At 60.6% G+C, this 16,087-nt stretch carries 18 protein-coding genes; 10 read left to right on the forward strand and 8 right to left on the reverse strand.

From position 1 onward, the window contains the following. Nucleotides 1-61 precede the first annotated feature (61 nt). Nucleotides 62-1,285, reverse strand: a complete 1,224-nt coding sequence (locus I6L37_RS07765) for an Nramp family divalent metal transporter (RefSeq protein WP_042025828.1) — start codon at nucleotides 1,283-1,285, stop codon at nucleotides 62-64. A gap of 237 nt (nucleotides 1,286-1,522) precedes the next feature. Here I6L37_RS07765 and rpsF point away from each other — a divergent pair, with 237 nt between their 5' ends. The 4 genes from rpsF (at nucleotide 1,523) to I6L37_RS07785 (ending at nucleotide 3,513) form a co-directional block, all read left to right on the forward strand. Beyond that, nucleotides 1,523-1,909 carry a 30S ribosomal protein S6 gene (gene rpsF, locus I6L37_RS07770; RefSeq protein ID WP_026456576.1) on the forward strand — a complete coding sequence of 129 codons (387 nt, stop codon included), beginning with the start codon at nucleotides 1,523-1,525 and terminating at the stop codon, nucleotides 1,907-1,909. A 30-nt stretch (nucleotides 1,910-1,939) separates the two neighbouring features. After that, a complete protein-coding gene (gene rpsR, locus I6L37_RS07775) occupies nucleotides 1,940-2,170 on the forward strand; it encodes a 30S ribosomal protein S18 (protein WP_005308890.1) in 231 nt (76 codons plus the stop codon). Nucleotides 2,171-2,222: 52 nt separating this feature from the next. After that, a complete protein-coding gene (gene rplI / locus I6L37_RS07780) occupies nucleotides 2,223-2,669 on the forward strand; it encodes a 50S ribosomal protein L9 (RefSeq protein ID WP_026456575.1) in 447 nt (148 codons plus the stop codon). A 100-nt stretch (nucleotides 2,670-2,769) separates the two neighbouring features. Continuing rightward, nucleotides 2,770-3,513 (forward strand): ferredoxin--NADP reductase, encoded by a 744-nt coding sequence (locus I6L37_RS07785; protein ID WP_042025827.1) that lies wholly within the window; start codon nucleotides 2,770-2,772, stop codon nucleotides 3,511-3,513. Nucleotides 3,514-3,566: 53 nt separating this feature from the next. On the opposite strand, the gene I6L37_RS07790 is transcribed toward I6L37_RS07785, so the two are convergent. Together I6L37_RS07790 and I6L37_RS07795 are read right to left on the reverse strand one after the other, a co-directional pair. Further along, complete coding sequence (locus tag I6L37_RS07790; RefSeq protein WP_082037480.1) at nucleotides 3,567-3,887, reverse strand: hypothetical protein; 321 nt, start codon at nucleotides 3,885-3,887, stop codon at nucleotides 3,567-3,569. A gap of 33 nt (nucleotides 3,888-3,920) precedes the next feature. Then, nucleotides 3,921-4,217 carry a hypothetical protein gene (locus I6L37_RS07795; protein WP_082037476.1) on the reverse strand — a complete coding sequence of 99 codons (297 nt, stop codon included), beginning with the start codon at nucleotides 4,215-4,217 and terminating at the stop codon, nucleotides 3,921-3,923. A gap of 257 nt (nucleotides 4,218-4,474) precedes the next feature. Here I6L37_RS07795 and I6L37_RS07800 point away from each other — a divergent pair, with 257 nt between their 5' ends. Continuing rightward, nucleotides 4,475-5,479 carry a hypothetical protein gene (locus tag I6L37_RS07800; RefSeq protein ID WP_042025826.1) on the forward strand — a complete coding sequence of 335 codons (1,005 nt, stop codon included), beginning with the start codon at nucleotides 4,475-4,477 and terminating at the stop codon, nucleotides 5,477-5,479. 7 nt (nucleotides 5,480-5,486) lie between these two features. Here I6L37_RS07800 and fos read toward each other — a convergent pair whose 3' ends face one another. After that, nucleotides 5,487-5,888, reverse strand: coding sequence for a fosfomycin resistance glutathione transferase (fos, locus tag I6L37_RS07805; protein WP_042025825.1), 402 nt, complete (start codon nucleotides 5,886-5,888; stop codon nucleotides 5,487-5,489). Between the two features lie 32 nt (nucleotides 5,889-5,920). Continuing rightward, complete coding sequence (locus I6L37_RS07810) at nucleotides 5,921-6,088, reverse strand: hypothetical protein (protein WP_167335326.1); 168 nt, start codon at nucleotides 6,086-6,088, stop codon at nucleotides 5,921-5,923. Between the two features lie 44 nt (nucleotides 6,089-6,132). Here I6L37_RS07810 and I6L37_RS07815 point away from each other — a divergent pair, with 44 nt between their 5' ends. Genes I6L37_RS07815 through gshA form a run of 4 tightly spaced genes read left to right on the forward strand, consistent with a single transcriptional unit; the run spans nucleotide 6,133 to nucleotide 12,053 of the window. Beyond that, nucleotides 6,133-7,122: an NADP-dependent oxidoreductase gene (locus tag I6L37_RS07815; RefSeq protein WP_216993685.1), complete on the forward strand. Its 990-nt coding sequence runs from the start codon at nucleotides 6,133-6,135 to the stop codon at nucleotides 7,120-7,122. Beyond that, entirely contained in the window at nucleotides 7,119-7,556 is a 438-nt protein-coding gene (locus I6L37_RS07820) for a YqaA family protein (protein WP_216993686.1), read from the forward strand. Before I6L37_RS07815 ends, I6L37_RS07820 begins: the two co-directional genes overlap by 4 nt. Before the next feature lie 25 nt (nucleotides 7,557-7,581). Further along, nucleotides 7,582-10,395 (forward strand): pitrilysin family protein, encoded by a 2,814-nt coding sequence (locus tag I6L37_RS07825; protein ID WP_216993687.1) that lies wholly within the window; start codon nucleotides 7,582-7,584, stop codon nucleotides 10,393-10,395. A gap of 59 nt (nucleotides 10,396-10,454) precedes the next feature. Next, nucleotides 10,455-12,053, forward strand: a complete 1,599-nt coding sequence (gene gshA, locus I6L37_RS07830) for a glutamate--cysteine ligase (RefSeq protein WP_201941666.1) — start codon at nucleotides 10,455-10,457, stop codon at nucleotides 12,051-12,053. A gap of 46 nt (nucleotides 12,054-12,099) precedes the next feature. Here gshA and I6L37_RS07835 read toward each other — a convergent pair whose 3' ends face one another. Both I6L37_RS07835 and I6L37_RS07840 read right to left on the reverse strand, forming a co-directional pair. Next, entirely contained in the window at nucleotides 12,100-12,822 is a 723-nt protein-coding gene (locus I6L37_RS07835) for a lipopolysaccharide kinase InaA family protein (RefSeq protein ID WP_216993688.1), read from the reverse strand. 154 nt (nucleotides 12,823-12,976) lie between these two features. Next, nucleotides 12,977-14,767, reverse strand: coding sequence for a long-chain fatty acid--CoA ligase (locus I6L37_RS07840; protein WP_216993689.1), 1,791 nt, complete (start codon nucleotides 14,765-14,767; stop codon nucleotides 12,977-12,979). A 186-nt stretch (nucleotides 14,768-14,953) separates the two neighbouring features. On the opposite strand from I6L37_RS07840, the gene I6L37_RS07845 reads away from it, so the two are divergent. Next, complete coding sequence (locus tag I6L37_RS07845) at nucleotides 14,954-15,496, forward strand: thioredoxin family protein (RefSeq protein WP_216993690.1); 543 nt, start codon at nucleotides 14,954-14,956, stop codon at nucleotides 15,494-15,496. A gap of 29 nt (nucleotides 15,497-15,525) precedes the next feature. Here I6L37_RS07845 and rimI read toward each other — a convergent pair whose 3' ends face one another. After that, complete coding sequence (rimI, locus tag I6L37_RS07850) at nucleotides 15,526-15,975, reverse strand: ribosomal protein S18-alanine N-acetyltransferase (RefSeq protein ID WP_216993691.1); 450 nt, start codon at nucleotides 15,973-15,975, stop codon at nucleotides 15,526-15,528. Between the last annotated feature and the right edge of the window lie 112 nt (nucleotides 15,976-16,087).

Consider the following 16,087-nt stretch of genomic DNA (forward strand, 5'->3'; position numbering starts at 1 on the left):
AAAGCGAGCAGGGGCTCATTAACCGCAGTTAATGAGCCCCTGTGTGTTTCCATGGTGAGCGCTAGATCATGGCGACCAGCAGATAGGCATTGAGCCCTATCACCAGAGCCACAATGAGGCGCCCGAGCGCCTGGGTGACGGGGTGGTTGCGATGCTCGCCCATCAGTGCCCGATCGCCGGTCAGCATCAACAGCGGGATCAGGGCCAGTGCGATACCGAAGCTCAGGATCACCTGGCTCAGTACCAGGATCTCGGTGGTGTTGAGCCCCATGGCGATCACCACGAAGGCGGGGGCCATGGTGATGGCGCGTCGCAGCCAGAGCGGGATGGTAAAGCGTACGAAGCCCTGCATCACCACCTGGCCTGCCAGGGTTCCGACCACGGTGGAGGAGATGCCGGACGCCACCAGTGACAGACCAAACAGGGTCGCAGCAGCTTGTCCCAATAGTGGCGTCAGGGTCTGGTAAGCGGATTCAAGCTCCGCGACCTGTTGGTGGCCAGAGCTGTGGAATGCGGCGGCCGCCATCGCCATCATCGCCAGATTGACGAAGCCGGCGATGGTCATGGCAATGGCCACATCGACCCGGGTGGTGTGCAGCCGCTGGGTGACCGAGCCCCGATCCTGGGTGTGCTGGGTCAACGCCGAGTGCAAATAGATGACGTGGGGCATGACGGTCGCCCCCAGTACGCCGGCTGCCAGATAGACGGCGTCACCGTTGGGTAGCCCGGGGAAGAGAGCGCCTTCCAGCAGGCTCGGCAGATGGGGACGGGAGAACACCAGCTCGACGATGTAAGCGGCCGCCACGAACAGCAGCAGACCGCCGACCACGAATTCCAGCGGCTTCTGGCCGCGAGATTGCAGCATCAGGATGCCCCAGGTGAGCACGGCTGTGATGCAGGCGCCTTCCAGCAGGGTGACCCCGAGCAGCAGCTTGAAGCCGACCGCTGCGCCGATGAATTCGGCCAGATCGGTGGCCATGGCGATAATCTCAGCCTGCACCCAGTAAGCCCAGACTGCCGGCTTGGGCAGCTTGTCGCGAATGTGTTCCGCCAGATTCTTGCCGGTGACGATGCCGAGCTTGGCCGACAGGGTCTGCACCACCATGGCCATCAGATTGGCCCACACTACCACCCACAGCAGTTGATAGCCGAAGGTGGATCCCGCCTGGATATTGGTGGCGAAGTTGCCGGGATCTATGTAGCCGATGGCGGCGATAAAGGCCGGCCCGAGCAGGGTCAGCTTGAATTTGCTGGCCGGAATGGCCGTGGTCAGTGCGGGTTGCATGGCATCACCCTCCATAAGGATATGGAGAAAGAATAGATCTAAATGATAACCATTATCAATTGATGTTTTGTATCATACCAATAGGGAAAAACATTTGAGGCGGTGAGTTGCAGTGACGGGCGCGATTTCGTACAATATGCCGCCCTAGAAAAGCAGCGACTAAACACCTTTATGTTCCTTGCCTCCGAGGTCTGGCTGCACCTGGGCGGAGGCTGAATTAATCCGTAAGGAGCTAAAATGCGTCATTACGAAATCGTCTTCATGGTTCATCCGGACCAGAGCGAGCAAGTACCCGGCATGATCGAGCGTTACACCGGCGCCATCACCACCTCCGGTGGTACCATTCATCGCCTGGAAGATTGGGGCCGTCGTCAGCTGGCTTACCCGATCGACAAACTGCACAAAGCCCACTACGTTCTGATGAACGTAGAAGCAGAGCAAGCCGTTATCGATGAGCTGGAAACCAGCTTCCGCTTCAACGATGCCGTTATCCGCAACATGATCATGCGCACCAAGCACGCCGTGACCGAAGTTTCTCCGATGGCCAAGGCCAAAGAAGAGCGCTTCTCCCGTCGTGACGACGAGCGCCGCGAAGAAGCTACTGAAGCTGCTTCCGAAGAGTAATTCTGGATCACTGACTAGAGGATAAAGGCCATGGCACGTTATTTCCGTCGTCGTAAGTTCTGCCGCTTCACCGCCGAGAACGTTACCGAGATCGACTACAAAGATATCGTTACTCTGAAAAACTACATCACTGAATCTGGCAAGATCGTACCGAGCCGTATCACCGGTACCCGCGCCAAGTATCAGCGTCAGCTGGCACGCGCCATCAAGCGTGCTCGTTACCTGGCTCTGCTGCCGTACACCGATCTGCACAACAAGTAAGAATCGGTCCGGCGCTTAAGCCTAACTCAACGAAATTTATAGAGGAAAGGTAATGCAAGTTATCCTGCTCGACAAAATCGCCAAACTGGGCGGTCTGGGTGACCAAGTTTCCGTGAAAGCTGGTTATGCCCGTAACTATCTGATCCCGCAAGGCAAAGCTGTTATGGCCACCAAGGCCAACATCGAAGCCTTCGGTGCTCGTCGCGCTGAGCTGGAAGCCAAACTGGCTGCCAACAAAGCTGCTGCCGAAGAGCGCGCTGCCAAGCTGGGTGAACTGGCTGCCGTTGTTATCGCTTCCAAAGCTGGTGACGAAGGTAAACTGTTCGGTTCCATCGGTACCCGTGACGTGGCTGAAGCCATCACTGCTGCCGGCGTAGCCGTTGCCAAGAGCGAAGTCCGCATGGGCAACGTTCTGCGCAACACTGGCGAGTACGAAGTTGCCGTTCAGCTGCACGCTGACGTTAAAGCAACCGTACAGCTTCAGGTTGTTGCCCTGTAATAGCGATTCGCTGTTGCAGAAAAACCCGCGCAAATGCGCGGGTTTTTTATTTTGGGGCCCGGGGGTAGAGTGAAGATCTGTTCCTCTGGAGGAGATCCTTATGGCAGCCTGGGTTGAAGGGCGCGTCATTGAACGCATCGAATGGACACCCACCCTGTTTTCCCTGCGCGTGGCGGCAGAGCTTGCCCCCTACGAGGCAGGGCAATTCACCAAGCTGGCCCTCGAGCAGGGCGAGAGGCGCATCCAGCGAGCCTACTCCTTCGTCAATCCCCCTTCCTCGCCTTATCATGAATTCTATTTTGTCGAGATCCCGAGCGGAGAGTTGACCCCCTCTCTGGGCTCCTTGCAGGTAGGCGATAATTTGCTAGTGCAGTCTCAGGCCACCGGTTTCCTGACTCTGGATGAAGTGCCTGCTGGCCGCGATCTCTGGTTGCTCTCCACCGGGACCGCCATCGGACCCTTTCTCTCCATGCTGGCGGATGGGGAAGCATTCTCCCGTTTCGAGAGTCTGGTGTTGGTGCACGGGGTGAGGAAAGGGGAAGAGCTGAGCTATCAGCCGCTTATCGCCAGTTTTGGCGAGCGTTACGGGGCGCGTTTTCGTTATGTGCCTTTCGTCAGCCGGGAAGAGTGGTCGGGGGCGATGGCCGGGCGGATCCCTACCGCCATTAGTGATGGTCAGCTGCAAGCACGGGTTGGTCTCGATTTTTCACCCGAGTTCAGTCAGGTGCTGATCTGCGGGAATCCCGCGATGGTGAAGGAGACCCAACAGACCCTGCTGGGATTGGGGCTTGCCAAGAACCTGCGGCGCGCGCCAGGCAACATCAGTGCGGAAAACTACTGGTAGGCAACATGAAAACAGGGGCCTTGGGCCCCTGTTTCATAGATGCGATACACAGGTCAGTGCTTCTTGTTGCCTTTGTCTTTGAACTTGTCGTGCCCCTGACCCGGGTTGTTGCCGCTGTGAATGCTGCGGTTGTAGTGATCCCGGTACTTGCCATCCATCTTGTCGCAGTTGAGCTTGATGCGGCTGTCGCCGATGCCGAGATCCAGGCAGTTGTTCTGCCACCAGTCGTACTCCTTGTCATCCCAGTCGACGTTCAGCTTCACATTGTCGGTGGAAATCCGGATGCCATCGCCGTCCTTGGAGTGGGGAGGGGCGGCAAAGGCGACCCCATTAGCCAGCAGCAGGGAGAGCAGCAGGGCACCTTTGTTGAACATGGTTTTATGAGTCATAACGAGAATTCTCCGTTGTTACTGGCCGTTGCCCGAGGTGGTTGGCATCTGGTTGGTGCTGGGTGGATGATTGCGGTGCTCTTCATCATCGAGATCGATTCTGACTCTCCGGCATTCGGAAGGGGCTGTATCGCCCACCCCCAGATCGAGGCAATCGGCTTGTGACCAGCCAAACTGCTGGTCATCCCAGTCCAGATTGAAGGTTAGCTCATCGACGGAGAACGCTGAACCACCCCCGTCCTCGTACTGTGATACGGCCTGTGCTGCACCGGTAACGAGAAAAAGGGACAGTAACAAGGTAGTCGTTCTGTTCATGATGGCCTCGGTTAATTGTCATTGCGGGTCAGTCTATTCCAGCCGGGCTGAACCCGGGCGGAACCGCACCCAATCTCATCATACTATTCAGTGTGGTAAGAAAGTGTACCGACTTTTTGCTGTCGATTTGTCCGTTTTGGTCGCACTCTGGGCAGCTGATCACTGATCTCGTGCAATTCGCATGATTGCCCTTCTCTCGGCGAGTCCGCTGACTATAATCGGCAGCCACCTTTTCTCCACAGCACCACCTCTTCATCATGACAACACAGCCTTCTTCCGCCCAACGCTACCCCAAGGGATGGTTCGCACTGACCACGGTATACAGTTTTACCGGGCTGGCCATTCTGGCTTCCATCGTCTTCTCCCTGCTGCTGTTTCTCTCCATTGATGACAACCCGCTGATGAAGTGGCTGTTTGGCGGCCTGGCGATCATCTTCGAACTGGGCAAGTTCTATGTCTGGTATGAGTATGGTGAGCGCAAGGCGCGCCGGGATCTCGGCGGTGCCCTCTGGTCGCTGCTGTTCTACAGCGTATTGGCGGCCATCTCCATCGGTGGCAGTATCGGCGGCATCAACAGTGCCACCAACACCATCCTCAACCAGCAGGCTCACCATGAACGGGTTATCGCCCGTTTTGACGAGCAGATCGCCAGCATAGAGCGGCAGATCAAGCTCAACGAGGAGGCGGCCCGCAAATATATCGAGCTGGCACGCATCTCCAGCGGCGTGACCGCCCTGCAGCGTGACAATACTCGCCTGCGCCTGCAACAGGACGAATTGCGCCAGCAGCGCGATGCCAAGCCAGTCAATGAGCAGTCCTCCATGCTGGGCCTGATGAGCAGCCTGGCAGATGGTATGGGGATGAGCATCAGCCAGGTGCAGTTCCTGCTAGTCTGCTTCCTCTCCATCCTGCTGGATGTATTTGGCGCTTTCTTTGTCAGTCTGATTGGCGAGGAAAACCGCTTCCGCCGCCAGTGGCAGCGCCAGCAGGATCAGGAGCGCCGGGAGGCCCAGCAGGCTGTGCAAGTGCCGGCGCCTGTCCAGCCCGAGGTGGTGGCTCAGCCCGAGCCGGCTCCGGCCGTAGTGGAGCGGGTACGTGGTGCCCTGGAGAGCGGCGAGCTCAAGTGCAGCAAGCGCTCGGTGGCCCAGGCGCTGTCATTGTCGCTGGAGGAGGTGGACAGGGTATTCCATCATCTCTTGTCACAAGGGGTGCTGGGGCAGGGGAGCAATCGCCACTATCATCTGCGTACTGAAAACAGCTGAATCCTGTTCAGTCGTACCAGACCAATCCCTCATAGGGGCTCTCCCTGAGAGAGGAAAGTCGGCTCTCAAGGTTGCCAACGTGGATTTCAAGTTGATGGCCGTCAGGGTCTTTCAAGTAGAAGGATTCACCTTCGCTGCGATTGGTTTTCCATTCATCTATGCCCGTCTGGCGTAGGCGGGCACAAAACGCCGAAAAGTGTTCAGAGGCGATGCTGAAGGCAACATGGGTGTAGTCCCTTGCCGGGTGCGGGTGGTCGCAGGAAAGGCAAAGCCACAGTTCGCCCAGTGTTAAATAGGCACCTCTTGTCCAGCGGACACGCGGTTTGAAACCCAGGATTTCGACATAGAAGGCAAGGCTCTTGTCGAGATCTCCTGTTGTCAGGGTCAGATGGTTCAGACCAGTCAGCATTATTCCTCCAGCTCCCTTGTTCGTTCTTGCCCCTAGTGCGTCAGCACCATCATCAGGGCAAGAAATGCTGCCAGCCCGCCACCCAGACCGATGATCCAGTAAAACCCCTTGGCCCCCTGCTTGAGCGGGATACGAAAGTAGAGCAGAAACGCCCACCAGCCAAGCGCCAGCAACAGGGGAATAAGAAACATTCGAGCCATGGTGTCCTCGCTGTTATTCTGTTGACCCTTGATCAATCAACAGGATGGATTGTGCAATGACGCAACTACAGATTACCGCATTCGGTGACCCCTCGGTACTCAGGCTCAACCCTTCTCTCGACAAGGTGCTGGCAGAAGGGGAAGTGCGGGTGCGCATCTGCTTTGCGGGGGTCAACCCCATCGATGCCAAGACTCGAGCCGGACTTGGCTGGGCGGCGGCCCAGAACAAGGACAAGCTGCCCTGGACGCCGGGCTATGACGTTGCCGGCGTGGTCGAGAAGGTCGGCCCTGGTGTCAGTTCGCTGGTCGAAGGGGATCAAGTGTGCGGCATGGTGGGCTTTCCGCTGCAGGCGGGGGCCTATGCAGAATCCGTAGTGGCCGGTGAAGGGGAGCTGGTCAGGCTCGCTGGCGTCAGCCTCAAACAGGGGGCGGCGCTGCCGCTGGCTGGGCTCACCGCCTGGCAGGGATTGTTCGAGCATGGCGGCCTCAAGGCGGGGCAGCGAGTGCTGATCCTGGCCGGTGCGGGCGGCGTAGGCCACCTGGCGGTACAGTTTGCCGCCGCCTATGGTGCCGAGGTGGTGGCCACGGCCAGCGGCGATAACCATAGCTTCCTGCACGGTTTGGGTGCCAATACTCAGGTGGATTATCACGATGCCGACTGGGCCGAAAAGATAGTGGCCGCGGGCGGTCAGGTCGATCTGGTGTTGGATCTGGTGGGGGGCGAGAGCGGCAAGGCTGCCCTTGCCTGCGTCAAGCCGGGCGGACGTCTGGTGACGGTGCCGACCATCACGGCTCAGCAGATCAAGGATGCAGGGGCCGAGGCCGGAGTCGAGGCACTCGGCATGCTGGTCCATCCCGACCAGAAACAGCTGGCCCAGATGCTGTTGCTGCTGCGCCAGGGCGAGGTGAAGATCACTGTCACCGGTGAGTTCCCCCTGGCCGAGGGGGCGCTGGCCCACAGAACCATTGAGGGCGGACACGTGCGCGGCAAGCTGGTACTGCGCATGCCCGCCGCCGACGACTACCCTGCATGAACGATCTGATTGAGATGGGGCTGGGGTGGCTCTTTTTGAGCGCCTTCACCTCGGCCACTCTGCTGCCAGGTGGCTCGGAAGTGCTGCTGGGGGCCATGGCCGCCAAGGGGCAGTGGAGCATGGCCAGCCTGCTCGGGTGGGCGACGCTCGGCAATACCCTGGGCTCCATGACCACCTGGTGGCTCGGCTGGCTCGCCACCTTCAAGAAAAAACCGGAAGATTTTCAAGGCCGTGGGGAACAAAAAGCCCTGGGTTGGCTCAAACAACATGGCCACTGGTGCCTGCTGCTGGCCTGGACGCCTGTGGTCGGTGATGGACTCTGTCTGTTGGCTGGCTGGCTGCGTCTCTCTTTCTGGCGCTCTCTCGTTCTCATCGGGCTCGGCAAGTTGCTGCGTTATACCCTGATTTTTCTGCTGGCCAGGCAGATCTTCTAGCCCTTTTGTCACTCACGAGGTAACCGTGAACAAACTCATTCCATTAAGCATGCTGCTGGGCTTCACTCTGCCGGTGCTGGCAGCGCCAACCCTGGTGTCGGAACAGGTCAAGGAGGAGGGCAAGCTCGCCATCCCCTACCAGATGTACAAGCTCGACAACGGCCTGACCGTGATCCTGGCTCCCGACAAATCCGATCCCCTGGTGCACCTCGACGTCACCTACCACGTGGGCTCGTCGCGGGAGACGGTCGGCAAGTCCGGCTTCGCCCACTTCTTCGAACACATGATGTTCCAGGGCTCGAAAAACGTCGGTGATCAGGAGCACATGCGGATCATCAACGAGGCCGGTGGCGACATGAACGGCACCACCAACCGGGATCGCACCAACTACTACGAGACAGTGCCGGCTAACCAGCTGGAGAAGGTGCTCTGGCTGGAGGCGGATCGCATGGGCTTCCTGCTCGATGCGGTGAGCCAGAAGAAGTTCGAGATCCAGCGCGCCACCGTCAAGAACGAGCGTGCCCAGCGCGTCGACAACCAGCCCTATGGTCTGGTGGGGGAGAAGGTAGGTGAGGCACTCTATCCGCGCACCCATCCCTACTCCTGGCAGCCCATCGGCTATGTGGAGGATCTCGACCGGGTCGACGTGAACGATCTCAAGCAGTTCTTCCTGCGCTGGTATGGTCCGAACAACGCCACCCTGACCCTGGGGGGCGACTTTGATACCAGGCAGGCGCTCGCCTGGATTGAGAAGTACTTTGGCCCCATCCCGCGCGGCCCCGAGGTGGCGGAGCCAACCCCCAAACCGGTGACCCTGCCCAAGACCCGCTATGTGACACTCGAGGACAAGGTTCATCTGCCGCTGCTCTACATCAGCTACCCGACGATTGCCCTTGGCGATCCCCAGGAGCCGGCGCTCGACATGTTCGCCGACGTGCTCGGCGGTTCCGCCAGCTCCATGCTCTACCAATCATTGGTGAAAACCGGCAAGGCAGTCGATGCGGGGGCCTCCCACTACTGCGAAGAGCTGGCCTGTACCCTGACCGTCTACGCCTATCCCAACCCGGCAGTGGATGGCAGTCTCAAGACCCTCAAGGGGGAGGTGGACAAGGTGATCGGCGAGTTTGCCGAGCGCGGCCTCAAGTCCGACGATCTGGAGAAGGCGATCAACAAGTACCGCGCCTCCGCCATCTGGGGGCTGGACAGCGTCTCCGGCAAGGTGAGCCAGCTCGCCATGGGCCAGGTCTTCGCCCAGGATCCCAACTATGTCTTCAAGACCCTGGATGCCATCGGCAAGGTCACGCCCGAGCAAGTCAAGGAGGCCTACGACAAGTTCATCGCGAACAAACCGGCGGTGGTGCTGAGCGTGGTGCCCAAGGGCAAGACGGATTGGCAGGCAGCCACCCCCAACTTCACCCCCGCCAAGCGCGAGCTGCCGGATTACAGCAAGCATGACAAGGCACTCGCCGAGCGGCCGGTGAAAGACAGCTTCGATCGCAGCGTCCAGCCCAAGGCGACGGATGCGGTGAGCGTCAAGGTGCCGGCCATCTGGCGCGGCAAGCTGGAGAAGAACATCGAGATCATCGGTACCGAGAGCGACGAGATCCCCGCCGTCTCCATCATGATCGCCCTGCCGGGCGGCATCCGCGCCGAAGGGGAGGGGCAGCTCGGGCTGGCCAATCTGACCGCCGCCATGATGGGGCAGGGGTCGGTACGTCTGACCGAAGCCCAGCTCAGCGACGAGCTGCAAAAGCTTGGCGCCAGCATCGATGTCTCCAGCGCCCAGTACAACACCCTGATCACCATCAGCGCGCTGGCGGACAAGTTGCCCCAGACCATGGCGCTGGTACGCGAGGTGTACGAGCGCCCCGGCATGCGCGAGGCTGACTTTGAGCGGGTCAAGGTACAGCTGCTGCAGGGGATGCAGCAGAGCGAGCAGCAGCCAGAATGGCTGGCGGGCCAGGCGTTCCGCGAGCTGGTCTACGGCAAGGAGAACCGCCTCGGCCAGCCAACCGACGGGGTGATCGGCGACGTGGCCAAGCTGACCCTGGCGGACGTGAAGCGCTTCTACCAGACCTACTACAACCCGACCAATGCCAAGGTGGTGGTGGCCGGTGATGCGGGTCGCCAACAGATCGAGGAGCAGCTCGGCTTCCTGACTGAATGGAAGGGGACTGCCCCGACCCTGGGCAGCCTCAAGCTCAAGGGGGAGCAGGCCAAGCCCGGCATCTATCTGGTGGACAAGCCGGGGGCGCCCCAGTCGGTGATCCGCATCGGCCGCCGCGCCCTGCCGTTCGACACCACGGGGGACTACTTCACCGCCAACCTGATGAACTTCAACCTGGGTGGCAACTTCAACAGCCGCATCAACCTCAACCTGCGGGAAGACAAGGGTTACACCTATGGTGCCAGCTCCGGCTTCTCCGCCAACCGCGAGGTGGGCACCTTCGCCACTGGCGCCAATGTGCGCAGCGATGCGACTGTGGATGCCATCCGTCAGTTCCTCAAGGAGATGGACAACTACCGGAGGAGCGGGCCGACACCGGTCGAACTCGCCTACATGCGCAGCGCCGTCTCCCAGCAGGATGCCCTCTCCTACGAGACCCTCGGCCAGAAGGCGGGTTTCCTGTTGCAGATGATCATGTATGACCTCAAGCCGGACTATGTGCAGGCCCAGAGCAAGCTGATCAAGACGGTGTCGCCCGAGACGCTCAAGGCCAGTGCGGCCCGCTGGCTCGACCCGGCCGACATGGTGATTGTGGTGGTGGGAGACAAGCAAAAGCTTGAAAAACCCCTGAAGGAGCTTCATCTTCCCATCTATCCGCTGCAATTGCCGTAACTGGTACTTCATATCAATAGAGCCGCCCCGGACGGGGCGGCCTCACATGAGCCGAGAATATGACTACAACAAGCTTGTCGCTCACCGAGTTGCTGGGGGCGCTGGGAGCGCCGGAACGCCTGACTGCCCTCAAGGGGATCCGGCGCGGGCTCGAGCGTGAATGTTTGCGCATCACGCCGGAAGGCCGGCTCGCCCAGAGTGATCATCCGCGAGCGCTGGGGTCAGCCCTGACCCACCCCAATATCACCACCGACTACTCCGAGAGCCTGCTGGAGTTCATCACCCCGGCCACCGACTCCATCGACAGCCTGATGGAGCAGCTCGGCGATATCCATCACCATGTGATGCAGCACCTGGGTGACGAGCGGATTTGGCCTCTCTCCATGCCCTGCTTCGTGGGTGGCGAGGAGAGCATCCGGCTGGCCCAGTACGGCAGCTCCAATATCGGGCGGATGAAGACCCTCTACCGTCAGGGGCTCAAGAACCGTTACGGCAGCCTGATGCAGGTGATCGCCGGGGTCCACTTCAACTTCTCCATGCCGGACAGCTTCTGGTGCGAGTGGCAGGAGCTGGAGTGCGCCGGTTGTTGCAGCCAGCGCTTCATCTCCGACAAGTACATGGGGCTTATTCGCAACGTCTACCGTTTCGGCTGGCTGGTACCCTATCTGTTTGGGGCATCCCCGGCCATCTGCGAATCCTTCCTCAAGGGGCGCAAGAGCGCGCTGCCGTTCCAGAAGACCGGCAAGGGCACCCTCTACCTGCCCTACGCCACCGCACTGCGCCTCTCCGATCTCGGCTATACCAACAGCGCCCAGGCCGGGCTCAAGATCAGCCATGACAGCCTGCCTGCCTATGTGAGCAGCCTGCGTCGTGCCATCAACACCCATGATCCTGACTTTGCCAAGATTGGGGTCAAGGTGGACGGCGAGTACCGCCAGCTCAACGACAATGTGTTGCAGCTGGAGAACGAGCTGTATGCCCCGATCCGTCCCAAACGCACCCCGCGCAGCGGCGAGAAACCGTCTGACGCGCTGGAGCAGCGCGGCATCGAGTACATCGAGCTGCGCACCGTGGACGTCAACCCCTTCACCCCGCTGGGGATCGAGGCCGATCAGATCCGCTTCTTCGATCTTTTCCTGGTCTGGTGCCTGTTGCGTCCGTCTCCCGTGCTCGGCGAGGAGGAGATCGCCCGCAATCGCCGCAACCAGAACAAGGTGGTGCTGGAGGGGCGTCGCCCCGGCTTGATGCTGGAGGACGAGCAGGGCAGCCTCATCGGTCTCAAGGAGTTCGGTCTCAAGCTGTTTGACGAGCTGGCTCAGGTGGCCGAGCTGCTGGATCGCTGCTGCGGCCGTCACCATTACCGCAAGACGCTGGCCGAGCACCGCGAAAAGCTGCTCGACCCCGAGCTGACCTACTCGGCCCGCATCCTCAAAGATCTGCTGGCAAGCGGCGAGGACAACGGCTGCTTTGGCGACAAGCTGGCGACCCGTTACCGGGAGCAGCTGCTGGCGGCCGAGCTGCAATATTGGGATGAGGCCTATTTCGCCGGCGAGGCGAAGGACTCCCTGATCAAGCAGCGGGAGCGGGAGCGTAGCGACAGCCAGTCGTTTGACGACTTCCTGGCCGACTACTTCGGAGCCAGCACGACTGCCGCCTGATATCAGGCACACCAGAAGCCGCTCGATGAGCGGCTTTTTTTATGGGTTAAGGCTTCATGGATTCTGGCTGAGACAGGCCAGCCAGACGGCGCAGCTGGGTCAGCAGATAATCCCGGTAGAACTGCCCGAACAGCTTGCCGGGCTCGAGGGAGGCGATCACCGTCTGGCGCAGCCGCTCCAGATTGCTGGGCAGGCGGCGCACATGGGTATCGATCCAGACGATGTTGCCGGAAGGGGAGAGCATCAGGTTGCCCAGATGAAGATCCCGATGATAGTAGCCGTGCTTTGCCAGGTGATAGATATCCTTGGCGAGCCGGTGCAACAGGGCCAGGCGATCGCTCTCGCCTGCCTGTTTGAAGTAGTGCTCGCCGGAGCTGTGCTCCGCCAGGTAGTGCACGGCCAGGAAAGAGGCGTGGGGGTTGAGCGGATTGAGGGCGATACCGGCGGCCTTGCAGGGGACAACCTGGAGCCCGGCTTTGCGCAGGCGGCGATTGCTCTGCCACTCGCGCAGGGCGTCGATATGACCGATCAACCGCTTGCTGAGCTGATCCCGGCACCACCAGCCGAGGGTCCAGCGCGGGTACTTGTCGGGCACTATCTTGCACAGGCTGTTGCTGGCGGGATGGAGCCAGAACTGGCTGCTGGCGATGCGCTCCAGACGGCGGGTCTGCTCGGTCTGCTGCAGTGACCAGTGATCCAGTTCGAGCTGGTCATGGAGCAGCAGGTAATAGTGTTTCTTGCCGTGCAAGTCGAGTGTGGTCAGCGTCATGGGATTGGGCGTTGATCGGGACGATAGGTACCATCCCCGAGGGGATGATGATTATCTGTACCAGTGTGCGACCCTGTTGCTGACCGGAGCTGAATGAACAACAAAAAAGCCGCCCCGGGGAGGGGCGGCTCTTTGTTGGTGCGAAGCGGCGGGATCAGACGTGGTTGTACATTGCCTCGATCTCGTCCTGATACTTGGCCTCGATGATCTTGCGGCGCAGTTTCATGGTCGGGGTCAGCTCCCCCAGCTCCATGGAGAAGGCGCTCGGTAGCAGGGTGAACTTCTTCACCTGCTCGAACTTGGCCAGCTCTTTTTGCAGCTCGTGGATCCGCTCCTCGAAGAAGGTCACCACCTTGGAGTGGCGCAGCAGCTCGGTTTTGCACTGGTACTGCAGGTTGATGGAGCGGGCGTACTCCTCCAGTGACTCGAAGCAGGGCACGATCAGCGCCGAGACGAAGTGGCGGGCATCGGCGACGATGGCGATCTGCTCGATGAAGCGATCCTTGCCGAGGGTCCCTTCTACCAGCTGGGGGGCCACGTACTTGCCGTTGGAGGTCTTCATCAGCTCCTTCAGCCGTTCGGTGAAGTAGATGTTGCCCTCGCCGTCGAGCTCGCCGGCATCGCCGGTGCGCAGGAAGCCATCCTCGGTCATCACCTCGGCAGTGGCCTCGGGTTTGTTGTAGTAGCCGCGCATCACGGTCGGGGAGCGCACCAGCAGCTCGTTGTTCTCGCCGAGTTTCACTTCGATGCCGTTCAGGGCGGTGCCGATGGATCCCAGCTTGAATTGGCTATCCTCGTAGCAGCAGACAGTGGCGGTGGTTTCGGTCATGCCGTAGCCGTACTTGAGGTTGAGCCCCATGGCCTGGAAGAAGAGGTTCACGTCATCGGCCAGGCGGGCGCCAGCCACCGGCAGGAAGCGGGTACGACCGCCGAAGCGGGCGCGCAGCTTGCGAAATACCAGGCGTTCGGCCAGGGCCAGCTGGGCGTAGAGCCAGGGGGAAGCGGACTTGCCCTGCTGACGGGTGGCGACCATCTGCTTGCCGACCCGGGTGGCCCAGCCAAACAGGGTGCGGCGCAGGCGCGGCGCCTGGGCGACTTTGGCCTGGATCATGGCGTAGGCCTTCTCGTAGAGGCGCGGCACGGCGCACATCACGGTCGGTTTCACCTCGCCGATGACCTCCATCACCTTCTGCGGGTCGCGGATGTAGACGTTCTCGGCACCGCAATAGAGCACGTAATAGGTCCAGGCGCGCTCGAATACATGGCTAAGCGGCAGCATGCACAGCGATACATCCTGCTCGTTCAGATCGAGGCGGCTGTTGTGCATCTCGAAGCAGGCGGCGATGTTGGCAAAATCGAGCATGACCCCCTTGGGCTCGCCCGTGGTGCCCGAGGTGTAGATCAGGGTCAGCAGGTCGTCCATCCGGTACTGGCTTTCGCGCTCCCGCAGCTCCTGTTCGCTGGCCTGATGGTTGCCGGAAACCAGGAAAGTCTGGAAGTGGCTGGCCTGCGGGCAGCCACGCAGATCGACTGTGCCATCGAGGGCGACGATCTGGCGGATCTCGCCGGCTTGCAGCAGGGTCAGCGCCTGATCAAACTGGGGCTGCTCACCGACGAACAGCAGGCCGATGTTGGCATCGCGTACTATGTAGCGCAGCTGATCGAGGGTGCTGGTGGGATAGATGGGAACGCTGACGCCGCGGGCGGCAAGGATGCCGAGATCGGCCTGGGTCCACTCCGGCATGTTGCGGGCATAGATGCCGACCATTTCGGTGGGCTGGTGGCCGGCGCGGATCAGCGCCTGGGCGCAGTAGTCCATGGCCTGGCCCAGGGTGCGCCAGCCGATGGCACGCCATTGACCATCCTGCTGAACCCGCAGGGCGGCCTTGTTGCCAAGCTGGGCAATGCGCTCACGCATCAGTCGAACCAGATGAAGCTTCGGCATCAATCAAACATCCTTTAATTAAAGTTGTACGCCCGCGAGGGCACTAAAAATCGGGCTAGAGTTTAAACTCGACCATTACGGCTTACAAGTGTTCGCTGTTTGTTCTGGATCACAAAGAGTGCAAATAGCTCTATCTCTGCACAGGGCAGCCGATATAAAAAAAGTGTGTACAGTGGAGGTAACAATATGAATTTATGGCTTAAAGGGGGATTGGCCGCCGGGGGGCTCATGGTGGCGGGGGGCGTCGCCTGGTTCTTCTCGGGCAGTGAGGCGGATCAAGCTGCCAGCGCCTGGTATCAGGGGGATGAGGGGTATCAGAGCGCGCAGCGCCAGGCGCTGTCATCTGGCCAGCCGCTGCTCTATGTACTGGAAACCCCGAAGTGCCGCCGCTGCAAGGCGCTGGATCAGCGCTTCTGGCAGAGCGACGAGATGGTGGGCCCCCTCTCGCGACTGGTGAAGGTGAGGCTCAATCCGGGGAGCGGGGATGGCAGCGAGCAGATCCTGCGCCGCTTCCCCAGGGTGGCGACGCCGCCCGGCATCTACGTACAGCGACCGGGTGAACCCTTGAAGCCCATCAAGCTGGTGGTGGATATCAACCAGATCTGGATGCCGGGCAAGACCTGGCAGCGGGGCTTCTATATGCCGCTCTCGGCGGCAGCCTTCGAGGCCGTGCTCGAGACCACCCTGGCGCTGCAGGATCCCGCCCTAGACAATGCCCCGCTGGAGTGATGCCGAGGCAGGTCACCAAAGCCCTGATGTCAGCCGAAGTCGAACAGGCGCGACATCAGGATCGCATCTTCCCGCTCGCTGCCGGTGCCGTAGTAGTCGGCCCGGCGACAATATTCTGCAAAGCCGGCGCTCTCGTAGAGGCCGATGGCGGCCAGATTGCTGGCGCGCACCTCGAGAAACCAGGCCTCGGCCCCCTTCGCCTTGCTGCGAGCCAGATACTCCTTCAGCAGCGCCCGGCCCAGCCCCTTGCCCTGAAAATCAGGGAGCACACAGATGTTCATCAGCGAGCTGTCGCCGGCCACCAGATCCGAGATGTAGAAACCGGCCGGGCGGCCATCCACCAGCATCAGGCCGTTGAGATAACGGGGGCCAAAGCAGGAGAGCAGGTTGGCCTGACTCCAGGGCTCCTTGTGGGCGGCCTGCTCAATGGGATAGACAAGCTCGAAATCGCTCTCGAGCAGGGGACGAAACTCAGCCATGGAAACTCCGAAACTAGGGAAAAATGGCGACAAGCCGCACTGGCATCCGCCGAACCAGGTGGCGTGCCGCCTTTGTAAAATCAGGTAAAAAGAGCGGCATCACCGGGCCGGC

Source organism: Aeromonas sp. FDAARGOS 1407, assembly GCF_019048725.1.
In the GTDB taxonomy this organism is placed as follows: Bacteria; Pseudomonadota; Gammaproteobacteria; order Enterobacterales; family Aeromonadaceae; genus Aeromonas; species Aeromonas enteropelogenes.